Raw genomic sequence first — 16,961 nt, 5'->3', positions numbered from 1 at the left:
AGCGGTCTATGGCAGACAGTATGCAATCCCTTACGGTCAGGAGTGGCGCCGCCCTAACGCCCTGTATCCCGTGAGGAGCAAGTCGTGACCGTTCCCGCCTCAACCCGTCGCCGTTTCCTGACCACAGCCGTCTCCGCAGCACTTGGTACGACGCTCGTTACGTCTTGCGGCACCGACCGTGTACCGCAAGCCGAGCCGCCGATCACGACCGGCGAGCAGGCCTTGCAACGGCTCAAGGAGGGCAATGAACGGTTCGCGGCCGACCATGGCCTGCACAGCGACGAGGGCACCGAGCGCCGGGTCGCCGTCAGCAAAGCGCAGCATCCGTTCGCGACCGTGCTCGGCTGCGTCGACTCGCGGGTCCCGATCGAGCTGGTCTTCGACCGCGGCCTCGGCGATCTCGTCGTCGTCCGCAGCGCCGGCGGCGTACTGGACCACTCCGTGACCGGCAGCCTGGAGTTCGGCATCGCCGAGCTTCGTACGCCGCTGCTGGTGGTGCTCGGCCATCAGCGGTGTGGCGCGCTGGACGCCACCATCAAAGCGGTCGATGCGAAGCACGCCGAGGCCGAAGGAGAGATCGGCTACCTGGTCGAAGCGTTGTCGCCGGCGGTGCGCCTGGTCGCTGGCTACACCGGCGACCGCCTCGCCAACGCGGTCCACGCCAACGTCGGCCTGGTCCTTGCCCAGCTCCGCAAGTCCACCGTCATCGGCCCATTGGAGAAGGCCGGCAAGGTCAAACTTGTTGGCGCGTACTACGAACTGGACACCGGCAAGGTCCTCTTCAACTGAGGCCTGCCGGTGTCCAGTTGCGTGGCTCAGACCTGGCCGGCCTTCTCCAGCGCGGTGCAGCAGGTGTTCACCAGCAGGCGGGTGACGTTGTACGGGTCGATGTTGGCGTTCGGGCGACGGTCCTCGATGTAGCCCTTCTTGTCCACCTCGACCTGCCACGGGATCCGCACCGACGCGCCACGGTCGGAGACGCCGTAGCTGTAGACGTCGTGCGGGGCGGTCTCGTGGGCGCCGGTGAGGCGCTCCTCGATGCCGTGACCGTAGCCGGCGATGTGCTCCTCGACCTTGCCCGGAGCGCCGAGCGCCTCGCAGGCGGTGACGATCGCGTCGTAACCCTCGCGCATGGCCTTGGTGGAGAAGTTGGTGTGCGCACCGGCGCCGTTCCAGTCACCCTTGGCCGGCTTGGCGTCCAGCGTCGCGGCGACGTCGAACTCCTCGGCGATGCGGTAGAGCAGCCAGCGGGCCACCCACAGGTGGTCGGCGACCTCGACCGGACCGGCCGGGCCGATCTGGAACTCCCACTGGCCGGGCATGACCTCGGCGTTGATGCCGGAGATCTTCAGGCCCGCCTCGATACAGGCGTCCAGGTGCTTCTCGACGATCTCGCGGCCGAACACCTCGTCGGCGCCGACGCCGCAGTAGTACGGGCCCTGCGGGGCCGGGAAGCCGACGGCCGGGAAGCCGAGCGGGCGGCCTTCCTGGAAGAAGGTGTACTCCTGCTCGATGCCGAACCAGGACTCCTGCTCGGCGAACTGCTCGGCGACCGGCAGCAGCGCTGCCCGGTGGTTGGTCGGGTGCGGGGTGCCGTCGACGAGGTAGACCTCGCACAGCACCAGCTTGTGGTCGCCGCCGCGGATCGGGTCGGGGCAGGAGAAGACCGGCTTGAGCACGCAGTCCGAGTTGTCACCAGGTGCTTGGTTGGTGCTCGAACCGTCGAAACCCCAGTCCGGCAGCGCCTCGCCGTCGGCAAGGATCTTCGTCTTCGAGCGGAGCCGGGCGCTCGGCTCGGTTCCGTCGATCCAGATGTACTCGGCCTTGTACGTCAACCGTCTGTCCCTTCGTCGAGGCCGTCCCTCAGGGGTTCCTGAACCGACCACGGTCGACAGTGTCAATCAGCCGTTACAGAGCTGTTGCCCCATTGTGAACGGCGTGTAAACCGCCTGACGGATCAGACATGCTGGCGGAGCAGACCGGTGTCGACGTCGTACATGAAGCCGCCGACCAGGATGTCGTCGCCGATCAGCGGGTGCTCGCGGACCGCGGCCACGTCGTGGCGCAGCGCTTCCAGCTGGTCGGGGATGACGTTGAGCGGCAGGTAGCCGGCCGGCTTGCCGGCCGCCGCCTCGACCTTCGCGCGCATCTCGTCCTCGGTCATCGCGGCCATCGCGCAGCGGGTGTGCGGGACCACCATCACCCGGCGGACGCCGAGCAGCTGAACGCCGAGGATCAGCCCGGTCAGGGTCAGTTCGGTGACCCGGGCGCCGGCGCTGCGCAGTACCTTGGCGTCGCCCGGCTTGAGACCGAGCAGCTCCAGCGGCGGGATCCGGGAGTCCATGCAGGTGACCACGCCGACGCCGGCGTGGGCGATGCCGTCGAAACCGCTGTACTGGAAGTGCTTGGCGTAGTCGGCGTTGGCGGCGAGCAGGTCTTCGAAACCGGTCTGGACGTCGTCGGTCATCGGGGCTCTCCGGTGGTGACTGTTCCGGCGCGCAGAATCGACATGGCGAAGGGTTCCTTTCCGCAGGACTCAGGGCGGGGTGGGTCGGCGGGCTCGCTGGTCACCTCGACGGTCCACAGCCGGCCGTCGGCGTGCCGGACCGTCACGGTCTCCAGGTCTTCCGCCACGACGCTGAGGGCGTCGAGTCCGGCCTCGCCGATGAGGTTGCGGACGGTGATCTCGGCGAACTGGCCGCGCTTGGTCCAGGTGGACCGGCCGCGCAGCTTCTCCAGGACGGTCTCGCCGCGGTCGGCCGCGGCGAGGAGGGTGGCGGCCGTCTCCACGTCGAGCTGGCCGTACATGATCCCTGCGGGCAGCAGAGTAGCGGTCGGCGCGAACCGGTGCCCGCCCAGGTGGTTCGCTTCCCACACCCGCCCGGGTGCCTGGGCGGCCAGCGCCTGCACGATCGGCCGGCCGAGCAGCGCGCAGCATTCGTCGCGTTTGCCGTTGGTGCAGACCAGCAGGACGGATTCGTTGACCGGGGCAAGCTCTGGCATCGACCTGATGGCCGCGGCGCGATCGCCACGGCCGACCGCCATGAGGTCGAGTGCGGTCAGCATCTTCGGATCGGCGACGCTGCCCCCGAGCAGCCAGGTGCGGCCGGGCAGCGTGCTGGCGACGTACACCTGGTGTGCTCGTGGCGCGGCGTCCGGATGCCTGCCGGGGGAGCGGATCAGGCCGAAGCGCAGGTCGGCCTTCTTTGCGTCGGCGTCGATCTTCGCGCCGAACTCCGGATCGAGGTGGCTCTGCGTCGGCGCCTTCGCGCCCCATGGGCCGGGTTGCTCGACGACCAGCCAGCCGGTCGCCTCGGGCGCCGTACCGGCCATCGGCTCCCGTAGCTCACGGCAATAGGTCGAGCACAGGCCCGGCCTGCCGATTGTCGGTGCGCTCACAGCCATCACCGTACGCGAGCAGACTCCCCGTCCCCATGACCGCCGTCACCTGTGGACACCGTCGCGGTGGCCGGCCGCCGGCCGAGCAGCAGCACAGCCAGTACTGCGGCCGCGAACGCGCAGACCGCGGCACCGGCAAAGATCGTGTGCACTTGTGAAATGCCAGCCCCGCGGAGCGCGTCGACGAACGGCCGGCAGGAGGCGGCGTTGTCCGGACAGAGTTCGTTCGGTGACGGAATGTCAGCGACCAGCGTGTAGTAGCGGCGCAGTCCGATCGCGGTCAGTGCCGAGACGCCGACCAGCATGCCGACCATCCGGGCGACGACGACCAGGGCGCTGACCAGGCCGTGGCTGTCGGGCCGGGTGGCGCCCAGGATCGCTGTGTTGACAGGGGACAGCGCGAGGCCGAACCCGAATCCGCAGGCGAGCAGGCTGATGGTTGCCGGTGCGTGCTTCAGTGCGTCCTTGTCCCAGAAGGCCATCAGGACGAACATCGCGCCCGCCAGCGTCAGCCCGGCGCCCGTGATCAGGCCGAGGCCGTAACGGCGCGTCAGCCAGCCTCCGACGACGGCACCGATCGGTAGGGCGACCAGGAAGCGCAGCAGGACGAGTGCGGCCGCGAGTTGGCCGCCGCTTTGCGTAGTACGGGCGAAGACTGGGACGTCGACCAGCGCAGCGATCAGGGCGGCTCCGACGAGGAAGCTGACCAGTAGGGATCCCCACGCCGGTCTGGCACCGAGCAGGCCGGGCGGGACGATGGCCTGCGCAGTACGGCGCTGCCATGCGGCGAAGGCGACAGCGAAGACGGCTGCAGCAACCAGCAGCCATGGCCCGGCCGGTGCCATGACCTCCCGCTCGGGGTCAGCCGTAGCAAACGCCAGTACTACGCCCGACAACGCCAAGGCGAGCAGTAGCGCCCCGACCAGGTCGACCTTCTTCACCAGGTCCGCGAGGCTCGCGCGTGTCTTGAAGAGGATCAACGCCAGCCACAAGAGCAGCAGTACGAGGCTGGCCACACCGATGGGAGTGAGAAGCCGGGAATCACCGCTGAAGGGCACGAACGGCAGGCCCAGCGTGATGCCGCTGGCTAGTCGCTCTGGCGCTGTCAAGGTGAGGCCGAGCGCTATGCAGGCCAGTAACCCGACTGCAGCCGACAGCGGCGGCCGCTGCAGACCACGGAGGAACAGCGCGAGCACAACGGCGACGGCGAGGTTCAGCCAGAAGATGTAGCGCCAGTCGGCGACCGCGAGCACAGCAGCACCGAGGAGAGGGCCCAGCACCGACCCGATCTCTTGCACTGCTCCTACTACGCCGAGTGGGAGTCCTCGTCTCTCAGCCGGCCAGAGGTCGGCGACGAGCGCCAGTGTCGCCGGGACCAGTCCACCGCCGCCAACACCTTGCAGGAACCGCCCCACGACGATCAGCGACAGGTCATAGGCCCCGGCGGTGATCAACGAGCCGACAGCGAAGAGGGTCAGCGCACCGACCAGGACCGGCGTACGGCCGACCACGTCGGCGATGCGGCCGATCAGCGGGAGCACTGCGATGTAGCCGAGCAGGAAACCCGAGATGATCGGGGCGGCCCGCTGCAGCTGGTCCGCAGACAGGCCGACCCCGGCCATCATGTCCGGCAGTGCCAGTACTACGACGTAGGTGTCCGCCGCGGCGAACGCGACCGCCACCGACGCGAGAGTCAGCCGCGTCCTGGGACTGCTCACGGCTTGGTGATCTCTACCTGTTCGCCGTACTTGTCGAGGGTCACGTCATAGCTGCTGGTGGCGCCGTCGTAGTACGGGCCGGTGATCGTTGCCGACACCAACTGCTTGGTGTCCTTGTCGATCTTGAAGCTGCTCGGGAAGTCCTGGTCGGCAGGCGCCTTCGGGAAGATGCCCTGCAGCGTCTTGCCCTGGACGGCTCCGGTCACCTCGGTCAGGACCTTCGCGCCTTCGCGGGTCTCGCCCTTGATCTTCGGGTCCTTCAGGGTCGGCAGGACCGACGTGAGGCCCTTGTTCGGGTCGAGCAGCACCGCCGGGTCGGGCGCGCCCAGACCGGCCAGCTGCGACGGCGGCAGCTCGATGTAGCTCGGCGTGAACGGCAGCTTCGCGTAGACCTTGCTGCCGACCGCGACCACCTCGGCGTCGATCGGCGCGCCGGAGGAGCGGACCGTCAGCTTGCCCTTGAACGCCGGGGCGTGGGTGGCGACGCCGTCACCGCTGGCGAGCACCTGGCCGGTGTCGGGCAGGTCCCGTCCGGTGATCACCAGGTGGATGCTGGCGGCCTCGTCGATCGTCTTCTTGACCTCGGTCAGCAGGGCGACCGGGTCGTCACCCTTCTTGCCGTCGGCGTCATCGGTCTTCTTGTCGCTGCAACTGGCCAGTGACACGGCCAGCACCATCGCCGCGGACAGCGCGAGCAGTCTCTTCATACCCTCAGCCTGCCAGGTCTGCGGCGCAGGCCGCGATCGGTTGAGCCACCGGTACGCCGGAACCGTCGCGGCGGGGGTCCAGCGGGGGAAGGTCGACCGGGGCGCCACTGTTGGCGCTGGCCTTGATCGGGGCGGTTCCGACGAAGGCGAGCAGCAGGCCGTCCTCGCCCTTGAGTAGCCGGTGGCAACGAACACCGCCGGTCGCCCGGCCCTTACCTGGGTACTCGCTGAAGGGCGTCACCTTGACCGCGCCGACCTCCGTGCCCGGCAATGCCGATGTCGATCCGGAGATCGTCACGACGTGCGACTCCTTGCCCGGGTCAACGGCGCCGAAGTACGTCACCTTGGCCCCGGCCGACAACCGGACGCCGGCCATGCCGCCCGCAGTACGGCCCTGCGGCCTGACCACGGATGCGTTGTAGTGCAGGAGTTGCGCGTCGCTGGTGATGAAGCAGAGCTCCTCGTCACCGGTGGTCAACTCGACCGCGCCGACGACCTCGTCGCCGTCGTTGAGCCGGATGACCTCCCACGAGTCGCGGTTGCTGAGGTGATCCGGGGTGACCCGCTTGACGACGCCGGTCGCGGTACCGAGGGCCAGGCCGACGGAGTCCGGGTCCATCGTGGTGAGGGCCAGCGCCTTCTCGCCCGGCTCGAGGGAGATGAACTCCGCGACCGGTGCTCCGCCTTGCAGGTTCGGCGCGCTGGCGGTCGTCGGTACTGCGGGCAGGTCGAGCGACTCGAGCCGGATCAGCCGGCCGGCGCTGGTGACCAGGCCGTAGTGACCGCGGGCGGTGCTCTTGATCGCCGACACGATCGCGTCGTGCTTGGCCCGTCCGTCGCCTTGGCCGAACGGCTCGACGCCGTTGGTGCGGGCGAGCAGGCCGGTGGAGCTCATCAGCACCCAGCACGGGTCGTCGGTGACCTCGAGCGGTACGGCGGCGGTCTTGGTCGCCCCGGACGACTCCAGCAGCACCGTACGCCGGGGCGTGCCGTAGGTCTTGGCGACCTCGTTGAGCTCCTCGGACACGATCTTCTTGAGCAGCGACTCGTCCTCGAGGATCGCGGTCAGCTTCTCGATCTCGCGCTCGAGCTCGGCCTTCTCGGTCTCCAGCTCCAGCTTGGAGAACTTGGTCAGCCGGCGCAGCGGCATGTCCAGGATGTAGTTGGTCTGGATCTCGGTCAGGTCGTAGATGTCCATCAACCGGGTCCGGGCCGCGGCCGCGTCGTCGCTGGACCGGATGATCTGGATCACCTCGTCGATGTCCAGGATCGCGACCAGCAGACCGTCGACGATGTGCAACCGGTCGAGCGCCTTCTTCCGGCGGAACTCGCTGCGCCGCCGGGTCACGTCGTACCGGTGGCCGAGGTAGACCTCGAGCAGTTCCTTCAGGCCGAGGGTGCGCGGCTGGCCGTCGACCAGGCAGACCGCGTTGATGGAGAACGAGTCCTCCAGCGGCGTCATCTTGTAGAGCTGCTCGAGCAGCGCCTCAGGGACGAAGCCGTTCTTGACCTCGATCACCAGCTGGGTGCCGTGCGACCGGTCGGTGAGGTCCTTGACGTCCGCGATGCCCTGCAGCTTCTTGGCCTGGACCAGCGTCTTGATCTTCTCGATCACCTTCTCCGGGCCGACCGTGTAGGGCAGCTCGGTGACCACGATGCCCTTGCGCCGCGGGGTGACGTTCTCGATCCGGGCGGTGGCGCGCATCTTGAAGCCGCCGCGGCCGGTCAGGTAGGCGTCCTTGATGCCTTCCAGACCGACGATCTTGCCGCCGGTCGGCAGGTCCGGGCCCGGGATGAAGCGCATCAGGTCGTCGACGTCGGCACTCGGCGTCTTGATCAGGTGCCGCAGCGCCTGGATCACCTCGACCAGGTTGTGCGGCGCCATGTTGGTCGCCATCCCGACCGCGATCCCGGCCGCGCCGTTGACCAGCAGGTTGGGAAAGGCAGCCGGCAGCACCGACGGCTCTTCCTCGCGGCCGTCGTAGTTCGGCTTGAAGTCGACGACGTTCTCGTCCAGGCCGTTCGTCATCGCCACCGCGGACGGCGCCATCCGGCACTCGGTGTACCGCATCGCGGCGGGGCCGTCGTCCAGCGAGCCGAAGTTCCCGTGGCCGTCGATCAGCGGCAGCCGCATCGACCAGGGCTGCGCGGTCCGGACCAGCGCGTCGTAGATCGCACCGTCGCCGTGCGGGTGGTACTTACCCATCACTTCACCGACGACGCGGGCGCTCTTCACGTGTCCGCGGTCGGGACGGATGTTGTTCTCCGCCATCGAGAACAGGATCCGGCGCTGCACGGGTTTGAGGCCGTCCCGCGCGTCGGGCAGGGCCCGGGAGTAGATCACCGAGTAGGCGTACTCCAGGAAGCTGGTGCGCATCTCGTCGGAGACGTCGACATCGAGGATGTGCTCCTCGTAGTCCTCGGGTTCGGCGGTGCTGCTGGTACGGCGTGCCATGCGGTTCTGCGTGCTCCTCGGTGACTGCAACTCCGTCGAGCTGCGTGGCGGCTGGGGCCCATTGTCACTGCAGGGGGCACCCGAACCCAGCACCGACCCGGGTGTCCTCCCGATTTGACCGCCCAGCGTACGCCGTACCGGGGTTCCGCCCCGCTGGTCGCGGGGCGGAACGTCGAGGTGTCACATGTCGCGGTTCGCCATCGTCACCACTCCCTGTTTGCCATCGTCATCACTCCCTCGTTGTCCGTCAGAAGTCCCGATCGGCCGTCAGAAGTCCCGGTTCGCCATCAGAACTCCCGGTTGTCGGTGCCGGTGATCCGGACCGAGTCCGTCTCGGCGCCGGTGATGCGCACCGAGTCGGTGCCGGTGCTGGTGATGCGCACCGAGTCGGTGCCGGTGCTGGTGATCCGGACCGAGTCCGTCTCGCCGCTGGTGATCCGGACCGAGCCGTCGGCCGCGGCGGCCACCGGGACGGCGAGCAGCCCACCGGCCAGCAGGCTGCCGAGGATGATGCTGCGCTTCCTCATGGATACCCCTTTCCGTCGCGCCGGTCCGCCTGGACCGGCGCGATGATCGTGGCGCGGGAGGCGGCTCTTCGGCCCTCGGTTAGACCACCTTCTAACCGTCCGTCCGCTGAGAGCGGCCCGGTCAGCTCTGAACGGCCGCAGACGGCTGCGAGTCGCGCAGGATGACCCCGGTCGGCAGCAGCGCCGCCCCGATCGCCAGTGCCACGCAGACCACTCCGATCGACAGCAGCGTGCCCCATGGCACCGTCATCGGTACGTCGGTCAGGCCGACCGACATCGCGTGCCGGATCAGCAGCCCGACCGTGACGGTGATCACGGTTCCGAGGCTCAGTGCGACCGCGCTGACCAGGGACGACTCCCAGAGGACCATGCGGCGGATCTGGGCCGGAGTCGCGCCGAGGAGTCGCGAGGTGACGAACTCGTGGCGGCGTTGCAGGCTTCCCATCAGCAGCGTGTTCGCGATCGCGATCGCGCTGTACAACGCGGCCGGACCCAGCAGCAGGATCAACCCCAGCTGGTTGCCCTTTCGCAGACCTTCTCCCTCGGCCTGCTGCCACTCAGCAGCCGGTACTGCGTCCGCGCCGGTACCGGCCAGCCGTTCGTCGAGCGCTCTGGTCAGTGCGGCCGCGTCGACACCTTCCGCGGGCTGGACGAACCACCGGGTTGGGCCGGCCCCCGGTGCGTGCTGCCGGGCGAGCTCGGCCGGTACGAACATCGACGGGTTGATCTCGGCGGCGTCCTTCAGGACCGCGACGACCTCGAGCTGGTCGGCACTGCGGTCGGTGAAGGTGACGCTGATCTGGTCGCCGACCCGGTAGTTGCCCAACCCCGCCATTTCCTTGCTGATGGCAACTGTCTTGCCGGTCAGCTTGCCGAGGTCGCCGGTCAGCGGGGTGATCGCGCGGGTCCGGGTGGACACCGCCGGATCGATGCCCTCGGCTTCCTCGAGGTCGGCGGTGTCCCGGTCGGTGCGGATCAGGCCGACCGGGATCGCGCCGTCGGCCACCGCGACGCCCGGCGTACCGAGGATGCGTTCGGACAGTTGCGGGGAGTTCTCCGGCGCGGTCACCACGATGGGTGCGCGCAGGGTGTCGCGGATGGTGGCGACGGACGCGTCGGCCGCGAAGCTGAGGGTCAGCACCATGGAGCCCGCGATCGCCGAGATGCCCAGCATGGGCGCGGCCAGCGATGCGCTCCGGCGGGGTGCGGCGATCACGTTGCTGCGGGCCAGTCGGCCGGATACCCGCGTCCACCTCACCAGCGGCAACGCCCACAGCCGTCCGATCAGCGGTACGACGATCGGCGCAAGCAGCGTCAGGGCGACCACCAGCAGCATCGGCGTGAACATGGCCAGCGGCATGACCGCCTCACCCGTGCCCGGCCGGATCAGGGCCAGCAGCACGATCGATCCCGCCAGCACGAGCACCCCGAAGGTGATCCGTACCGGCCCGATCTGCGGCGGTTCGAGTGCGGCCTCGCGCAGCGCGTCCACAGCGCCGACCCGTCCGGCGCGGCGTGCGGCCGAGCGTGCACCCAGCATCGCCACGACCAGCCCGGCGCCCACGGCGATCGCCAGCGGAACCCACGGACTGGCAGGCTCGAGCTTCACCGGCGCCAGTTCCGTGTACGACGCCTTGGCCAGCACCAAAGGAGTCACCAACTGAGCCAGTACTGCGCCTGCCACCGAAGCCACGATCGCCACGAACAGCGCCTCGCCCAGCACCATCCGCTTGACCTGCCGCGGCGTAGCACCGATCAGCCGGAGCAACCCGACCTCGCGACGCCGCGACGCCACGGCGAAGGCGAACGTACTGGCGATCACGAAGATCGTGATGAACCCGCTGATCACGCCGACCATGCTGAGGACGACCTGCAGGCCGGACGCGTCCTCACCCGAGAGCAGCACCCGGGCGGTGGTCGGCGGATCGGCGTTCGGCAGCGTGACCGTGATGCTGTCGGCCGCGGGTCCGCGATAGGCGATGGTGGCGGCCGTCGCGGTCGCGGCCAGGCCGAGCATGAAGACACCGACGGCGAGCGCGACGAACGAACCGGCGTACAGGGAGAGGTGGCGGCGGACGGTCTGTCGGCTGAGGAAGAGCATCAGCGTTCCAAATCACTCATGGCAGCGGCGATCTGGGCCGGGTTGCCGTGGTCGAGAGAGCCGGCCACCAGGCCGTCGGACAGGAACAGCACCCGCTCGGCGTACGCCGCCGCGACCGGGTCGTGGGTGACCATCACGACCGTCTGACCGGCCCGGTCGGTTGCCTCACGCAACAAGCTGAGGACCTGCCGGCTGGTGCTGCTGTCGAGTGCGCCGGTCGGTTCGTCGGCGAAAAAGACGGCCGGCCGGGTGATCAGGGCCCGGGCGATCGCGACCCGCTGCTGCTGACCACCGGAGAGCTCGGCCGGACGCCGCCGGGCCTTGCCTTCGAGGCCGACCTGGTCGAGAACCTGGAGCACGTCGCCGCGGCGCGGCCGGCGTCCGGTCAGTCGCAGCGGAAGCGCGACGTTGTCGTAGACCGTGAGCGAAGGCAGCAGGTTGTAGGCCTGGAAGACGAACCCCATCTGCTCGCGGCGGAGCTTGGTGAGCGCCACCTCACCGAGGCCGTGCAGGCTGGTCCCGCCGAGCATCACGTGGCCGGAGGTCGGCTGGTCGAGTCCGGCCGCGCACTGCAGCAGCGTGGACTTGCCGGATCCGGACGGGCCCATGACGGCGGTGAACGAGCCACGGACGAAGTGGTAGGTGACGCCTCGCAGCGCCTCCACCGCTCCGGCTTTGGAGCGATAGGTCTTGGTGATCCCGTCCAGCAGCAGGGCGGGCGGTTCGCCTGGTCCGGCGAGGGGGTGCATCGGCGCGGTACTGGTCATGGTTCCCAGCCAACCGTGATCGGCCGGTCCGAACCCTGGTCCAGGAGCTAGACCAGCGGTAGCGCGCACGCTACCGACTTCGGGCAGGTCGCGGACCTAGGGTTGAGCGAGTGGAGAGACCTGACACGGCCTGGGCCGCCCTCAGCTCGCGGCGCTTCCTCGTGTCGTCGTGGCCCTGGCGCAGCTACGCCTATCTACTGAGCTCGATCCCCGCCGGAGCGCTGACGCTCGTTGTCCTGATCGGTGCCGCGGGGCTGGGCGCGCTGCTGAGCCCGATCCTGGTCGGCATCATGCTGATGGCGGCGCTCCCGCTGTTCGGCGTCGTGATCGGCAGCGTCGAGCGGTGGCGGGCCCGGTTGATGATCCCGGCGGGCGTGCCGAGTCCGCACACGGCGATGCCCCCGGCGTACCGGTGGCGGGCGCGACTGAGGTTCCGGCGTGGGGAGCGGGCCTCGATGCGCGCGCTCGGCTACGGGCTGGTGCTCGGGATCTTCGTCTGGCCGTTGAGCGCGTTTTTCGGCGGCCTGAGCGCGATGATCCTCGGCATCACGCTGATCTCCCCGATCGTCGCCTCGCACGGGAACATGGGGATGGGCCCGTGGATTCTCGACGACACCCTCGACGGGCTGGTGTTCCTGGTCGCCTTCGGCCCGGTCTACTACGTCGTCTCGTCGTACATCGTCGGCGCGCTGGCCGCGGCCGAGGCCGAGCTGGCGAAGGCGATGCTGGGGCCGCGGGAGGACGAGCTGCGGCGCAACCTGGCCGAGCTGCGCCGGTCGCGACTGGACCTGGTCGACGCCTTCGAGACCGAGCGGGCGCGGATCGAACGGCATCTGCACGACGGCGTCCAGCAGCGGCTCGTCGGGCTCACGATGACGCTCGGCCTGGCCGAGCTGGACCTGCCCGAGGGGGAGGGGCGGCGGCTGGTGGTGAAGGCGCATGCTGAGGCCGAGGCCGCGCTGGCGGATCTGCGCGAAGCGGTGCGGGGCATCCATCCGCGGGTGCTGATCGATCATGGGCTGGAGGCCGCAGTACGGGAGGTCGCCGATCGCAGTCCGCTGCCGGTGAGCGTGCGGATGGCGCTGCCGCAGCGGTTCCCCACGCCGATCGAGGCGGCGGCGTACTTCGTCGTCAGCGAGGCGCTGGGCAATGTCGCGAAGCACGCCCAGGCGACCCACTGCGCGGTGGAGGGCTGGGTGTCCGGCGACCGGCTGGTCGTCACCATCACCGACGACGGGGTCGGCGGCGCGACCCTGGAAAGCTCGTCCGGGACCGGTTTGACCGGGCTGGTGACCCGCCTGGACGCGTTGGGAGGCACACTCGACCTGTCCAGCCCACCCGGTGGGCCGACCCGACTGAGGATGGAGTGCCCGTGCCGGCTCGACGACTGAGCATCGTCCTGGCTGAAGACTCACTGCTGTTGCGCGAAGGGCTGGCCAGCATTCTGGACCGGGCCGGCCACGAGGTCAGGGACGCCGTCGGCGACGCGGACACCCTGCTGGCCGTGGTTCGCAAGGAGCCGCCGGACGTGGTGATCACCGACGTCCGGATGCCTCCGGGGCACAGCGACGAAGGGCTGCGCGCGGCCGCCGCGATCCGGGCCGAGCTGCCCGGGATCGGCATCCTGGTGCTGTCCCAGTACGTCGCCGACGCGTACCTGTCTTCGTTGCTGGAGACAACGACCGGTGGGATCGGCTACCTGCTCAAGGACCGGGTCGGCCACGTGGCCGAGTTCCTCGAGTCACTCGACCGGGTCGCCCAGGGTGGCACGGTCGTCGACCCCGAGGTGGTACGCCAGCTGCTGGCGCGCCGCCGCGACGACGGCCCGCTGTCGGCACTGACTCCGCGCGAGCTCGAAGTACTGGCACTGATGGCCGAGGGCCGGGTGAACTCGTCGATCGCGGAGCAGCTCGTGGTCAGCGAGGCGGCGGTCCGCAAGCACGTCGGCAACATCTTCGCCAAGCTCCAGCTCGACGACGGCCGCGATCGCCGGGTCTCGGCCGTGCTCACCTATCTGCGCGGGTAGGGAATCAGCGCGGACGCGGGGTGGTTCCAGCTGGATGTAGTGACACGGCCCGACAGCGAAAGGTTCTGATGATCGACATCGACACCTCCACGGCCTTCGGCAAGCGGATCGCGCGGCAGCTGGACGACGAGATCGTGCTCTGGCTGACCACGGTCGCGAAGTCCGGGACGCCGGTACCGACGCCCGTGTGGTTCCTCTGGCACGACGGAGAGATCCTGATCAGCAGCCAGCCGGACAAGGCCAAGCTGCGCAACATCGCCGCGCGTCCCCAGGTCTCGCTGAACTTCAACGCCACGCACACCGGGGGAGACGTCGGCGTGATCACCGGTACCGCGGTGATCGAGCCGGACCCGATCAGCGGCGAGGCGCTGGCGGCGTACAACGCGAAGTACGGCGATCCGATCGCCGGCCTGGGGATGACGCCGGCCCAGTTCCACGCCGCCTACTCGGTGCTGATCCGCGTCACCCCCGACAAACTCCGCGGCTTCTAGTTGAGATAGTTCTCGACCGTGTCGGCGGAGCGGGGCTCGGCGGCGTCCGGGTCCTCGCCGAACTCGCGCTTGGCGCGCCGCTGGCGGAGCAGGTCCCAGCACTGGTCCAGCTCGACCTCGAGCGCGCGCAAGCGGGCGCGCTCGTCGTCGTCGGCAACGGTCCCGGCCGCGTGCTTGGCCCGGAGCTCGTGCTCCTCGGCGACCAGCGCGTCGATCTTGCTGAAGATGTTGGTGTCGTCGGTCATGGGGAAACCGTACGCCCGTCCGGGAGTTGGGCGCGGGACAGTAGCTCGGTGATGGTGAGGATGGCGATGGTTTCGGCGGCGATGAGGCCGACCAGGACGACGAGCTGGAGGGCTGCCGCGGCCGTGGGGGAGGCGCCGCCGAGGACCATGCCGACGAACGCGCCGGGCAGTGACACCAGGCCGACCGTGCGGGTCTGATCCAGGGCCGGCAGGAGGGCGTCGCCGGCGACCGGGCCGACGACGAGTTTGAAGGCGTCGCGGGGGAGCAGCCCGATCGACAGGCCGGCCTCGAACTCGCCGTACCGGCCGCCGTACTCACTCAGGACCCGGCGGCCGGCCAGCGTGGTGGCGGTCATCGCTCCGCCGACGATGATGCCGCCCATCGGCAAGATCGTGGCCGGGTTCCGGGGGACCACGCCGGGCAGGATAAGCAGCAGCAGAACAGTCAGCGCGCCGGCACCGATCGCGGCGCCGCAGTACAGCCACTGATGGCGAACCGCCACGGTCTGGTGCAACCGCCGGGTGCTGGTGAAGGTCGCGACGCCGAACATCAGCAGGACGAACGCGATCGCCCCGAGCGTGTGCTGCAGCGCGAACCCGACCACCAGCCCGACCGCGGCCAGCTGCACGACCGCGCGCAGCGCCGCGGTGACGATCCCCTTGTCGTGCCGCAGACCGGCGTACCGGGAGCCGGCGACGCCGATCGCGATCAGCAGCGGAAGGACGATCAGCGCGGCGAACCCAAGACCGGTGTCGAGCGACATCCGCCCATTCCAGCACGCCGCGCCCCCGATACCCGGGTCATTCGGGCGTGAAGTCGGCCTCGTCGAAGGAGTACTCGCCCCGCTCGCCGCTGTCGACCTTGGCCGCCTCGTCCGTGCGCAACTCGACCCGGCGGATCTTGCCCGAGATGGTCTTCGGCAACTCGGCGAACTCGATCCGCCGGATCCGCTTGTACGGCGCGAGGTGCTCGCGGCAGAACTGCAGGATCTCCGCCGCGAGCTCCCGCGACGGCTCCCGCCCCGCCGCCAGTACGACGTACGCCTTCGGTACGGCGAGCCGGACCGGGTCGGGCGACGGTACGACGGCGGCCTCGGCGACGGCCGGGTGCTCGATCAGGACCGACTCGAGCTCGAACGGGGAGATCCGGTAGTCACTGGCCTTGAACACGTCGTCGGAGCGGCCGACATAGGTGATGTAGCCGTCCTCGTCGCGGCTGGCGACGTCGCCGGTGTGGTAGTAACCGCCACGCATCGCCTCGTCGGTGAGGTCCTTGGCGTCGCGGTAACCGCGCATCAGCGGGACCGGCGGCGGAGCGAGCTCGATGCAGATCTCGCCGTCGTCGCCGACCTCGTCCGTGCTCGGGTCGACCAGCGCGATCGAGTACCCCGGCAGCGGCCGGCCCATCGATCCCGGCTTCACCGGCTGGCCGGGCGGGTTGCCGATCTGCGCGGTCGTCTCGGTCTGGCCGTAGCCGTCGCGGATGGTGATGCCCCAGGCGTTGCGGACCTGCTCGATCACCTCGGGGTTGAGCGGCTCGCCGGCCGAGATGCATTCGCGGATCGCCACCGTGACCGCGGACAGGTCGGCCTGGATCAGCATCCGCCAGACGGTCGGCGGCGCGCAGAACGTCGTCACCCCGTAGGTCTGCAGGACCTGCAGCATCTTCTCGGGGTCGAACCGCTGGTAGTTGTAGAGGAAGACGGTCGCGCCGGCGTTCCAGGGCGCGAAGACGTTGCTCCAGGAGTGTTTGGCCCAGCCGGGCGAAGAGACGTTCAGGTGGACGTCGCCGGGCTGCAGTCCGATCCAGTACATCGTCGACAGGTGGCCGACCGGGTAGCTGACCTGGGTGTGCTCGACGAGCTTCGGCTGACTCGTCGTACCGGAGGTGAAGTAGAGCAGCAGCGAGTCGTCGGCCGACGTATCCACCTCGGGCACCGGCCCGTCGTAGTCGCGGGACTCGTCGTAGTCGAGCCAGTCGTCCACAGCCCCACCGACGCTGACCCGGAGACAGTGATCGGCGATCCCGTCGTACCGAGCCGCGTCACCACTGCTGGTCACGACAGCCCGTACGCCGCCGCGCACGATGCGGTCGGCCAGGTCGGCATCGGTCAACAGGGTGGTGGCGGGGATCATCACCGCGCCGGCGCGGATGCAGGCGAGCATCACCTCCCACAGCGGGACGGTGTTGCCGAGCACGATCAGCACCCGGTCGCCGGGCTGAAGACCCGCCTCGGTGAGCCACCCGGCCACTTGGCGGGAGCGCTCGGCCATCTCCGCGTAGGTCAACGAGTTGACCTCGCCGTCCTCCTCGACGATGGTCAGCGCGGCCACTTCCGCCTGCTCGACGGCCAATGCGTCGAACCAGTCCCTGGCCCAGTTGAACCGATCGAAGGCCGGCCAGGCGAAGTCGCGGTAGGCGGTCTCGTAGTCCTCGCGATGGGCAACCAAGAAGTCCCGCGCCTCGCGGAACGTCCGGGTGTTGTCCGAGGTGCTCTGTTCCTCGCTCATGTCCGCACTATTGC

16 protein-coding genes are annotated in these 16,961 nt (G+C 69.3%); 4 read left to right on the top strand and 12 right to left on the bottom strand.

From position 1 onward, the window contains the following. Nucleotides 1–84: 84 nt before the first annotated feature. Nucleotides 85–789, top strand: a complete 705-nt coding sequence (locus AB0F51_RS05185) for a carbonic anhydrase (protein ID WP_360274230.1) — start codon at nt 85–87, stop codon at nt 787–789. A gap of 26 nt (nt 790–815) precedes the next feature. On the opposite strand, the gene glnII is transcribed toward AB0F51_RS05185, so the two are convergent. The 9 genes from glnII to AB0F51_RS05140 all read right to left on the bottom strand — a co-directional run bounded on the left by glnII (nt 816) and on the right by AB0F51_RS05140 (nt 11,674). Then, nucleotides 816–1,835, bottom strand: a complete 1,020-nt coding sequence (gene glnII, locus AB0F51_RS05180; RefSeq protein WP_360274228.1) for a glutamine synthetase — start codon at nt 1,833–1,835, stop codon at nt 816–818. 122 nt (nt 1,836–1,957) lie between these two features. Further along, complete coding sequence (locus tag AB0F51_RS05175; protein WP_360274225.1) at nt 1,958–2,467, bottom strand: carbonic anhydrase; 510 nt, start codon at nt 2,465–2,467, stop codon at nt 1,958–1,960. After that, nucleotides 2,464–3,405: a sucrase ferredoxin gene (locus AB0F51_RS05170; RefSeq protein ID WP_360274222.1), complete on the bottom strand. Its 942-nt coding sequence runs from the start codon at nt 3,403–3,405 to the stop codon at nt 2,464–2,466. Before AB0F51_RS05170 ends, AB0F51_RS05175 begins: the two co-directional genes overlap by 4 nt. Beyond that, nucleotides 3,405–5,117 carry an MFS transporter gene (locus AB0F51_RS05165; protein WP_360274219.1) on the bottom strand — a complete coding sequence of 571 codons (1,713 nt, stop codon included), beginning with the start codon at nt 5,115–5,117 and terminating at the stop codon, nt 3,405–3,407. Before AB0F51_RS05165 ends, AB0F51_RS05170 begins: the two co-directional genes overlap by 1 nt. Then, nucleotides 5,114–5,824 (bottom strand): LppX_LprAFG lipoprotein, encoded by a 711-nt coding sequence (locus tag AB0F51_RS05160; RefSeq protein WP_360274216.1) that lies wholly within the window; start codon nt 5,822–5,824, stop codon nt 5,114–5,116. Before AB0F51_RS05160 ends, AB0F51_RS05165 begins: the two co-directional genes overlap by 4 nt. A gap of 4 nt (nt 5,825–5,828) precedes the next feature. Then, nucleotides 5,829–8,279 carry a DNA topoisomerase IV subunit A gene (locus tag AB0F51_RS05155; protein WP_360274213.1) on the bottom strand — a complete coding sequence of 817 codons (2,451 nt, stop codon included), beginning with the start codon at nt 8,277–8,279 and terminating at the stop codon, nt 5,829–5,831. A 287-nt stretch (nt 8,280–8,566) separates the two neighbouring features. Next, a complete protein-coding gene (locus AB0F51_RS05150) occupies nt 8,567–8,806 on the bottom strand; it encodes a hypothetical protein (protein WP_360274210.1) in 240 nt (79 codons plus the stop codon). Between the two features lie 121 nt (nt 8,807–8,927). Then, the gene (locus AB0F51_RS05145; protein ID WP_360274208.1) at nt 8,928–10,907 is read right to left on the bottom strand and encodes an FtsX-like permease family protein; all 1,980 of its coding nucleotides are present in this window, start codon (nt 10,905–10,907) and stop codon (nt 8,928–8,930) included. Next, nucleotides 10,907–11,674 (bottom strand): ABC transporter ATP-binding protein, encoded by a 768-nt coding sequence (locus tag AB0F51_RS05140; protein WP_360274205.1) that lies wholly within the window; start codon nt 11,672–11,674, stop codon nt 10,907–10,909. The genes AB0F51_RS05145 and AB0F51_RS05140 overlap by 1 nt, the downstream gene beginning before the upstream one ends. A 110-nt stretch (nt 11,675–11,784) precedes the next feature. On the opposite strand from AB0F51_RS05140, the gene AB0F51_RS05135 reads away from it, so the two are divergent. The 3 genes from AB0F51_RS05135 (at nt 11,785) to AB0F51_RS05125 (ending at nt 14,191) form a co-directional block, all read left to right on the top strand. Next, on the top strand, nt 11,785–13,065 hold the full coding sequence (locus tag AB0F51_RS05135; protein ID WP_360274203.1) for a sensor domain-containing protein: 1,281 nt from the start codon (nt 11,785–11,787) through the stop codon (nt 13,063–13,065). After that, a complete protein-coding gene (locus AB0F51_RS05130) occupies nt 13,047–13,700 on the top strand; it encodes a response regulator transcription factor (RefSeq protein ID WP_360274201.1) in 654 nt (217 codons plus the stop codon). Before AB0F51_RS05135 ends, AB0F51_RS05130 begins: the two co-directional genes overlap by 19 nt. A gap of 68 nt (nt 13,701–13,768) precedes the next feature. Beyond that, nucleotides 13,769–14,191 carry a TIGR03667 family PPOX class F420-dependent oxidoreductase gene (locus AB0F51_RS05125; RefSeq protein ID WP_360274198.1) on the top strand — a complete coding sequence of 141 codons (423 nt, stop codon included), beginning with the start codon at nt 13,769–13,771 and terminating at the stop codon, nt 14,189–14,191. On the opposite strand, the gene AB0F51_RS05120 is transcribed toward AB0F51_RS05125, so the two are convergent. From AB0F51_RS05120 to AB0F51_RS05110, 3 genes are read right to left on the bottom strand one after another with little or no spacing between them, the layout of a single operon-like run. Beyond that, nucleotides 14,188–14,436 (bottom strand): DUF2630 family protein, encoded by a 249-nt coding sequence (locus AB0F51_RS05120; protein WP_360274195.1) that lies wholly within the window; start codon nt 14,434–14,436, stop codon nt 14,188–14,190. The two genes, AB0F51_RS05125 and AB0F51_RS05120, sit on opposite strands and share 4 nt — an antisense overlap. Further along, nucleotides 14,433–15,200 carry an ABC transporter permease gene (locus AB0F51_RS05115; protein ID WP_360274192.1) on the bottom strand — a complete coding sequence of 256 codons (768 nt, stop codon included), beginning with the start codon at nt 15,198–15,200 and terminating at the stop codon, nt 14,433–14,435. Before AB0F51_RS05115 ends, AB0F51_RS05120 begins: the two co-directional genes overlap by 4 nt. A gap of 37 nt (nt 15,201–15,237) precedes the next feature. Beyond that, nucleotides 15,238–16,947, bottom strand: a complete 1,710-nt coding sequence (locus tag AB0F51_RS05110) for an AMP-binding protein (RefSeq protein WP_360274190.1) — start codon at nt 16,945–16,947, stop codon at nt 15,238–15,240. Nucleotides 16,948–16,961: the final 14 nt, after the last annotated feature.

Origin of the sequence: Kribbella sp. NPDC023855, assembly GCF_040639475.1 — a bacterium.
GTDB lineage: Bacteria > Actinomycetota > Actinomycetes > Propionibacteriales > Kribbellaceae > Kribbella.
Note: the sequence above shows the minus strand (reverse complement) of the source record. Positions and strands in the feature narration are given on the sequence as shown.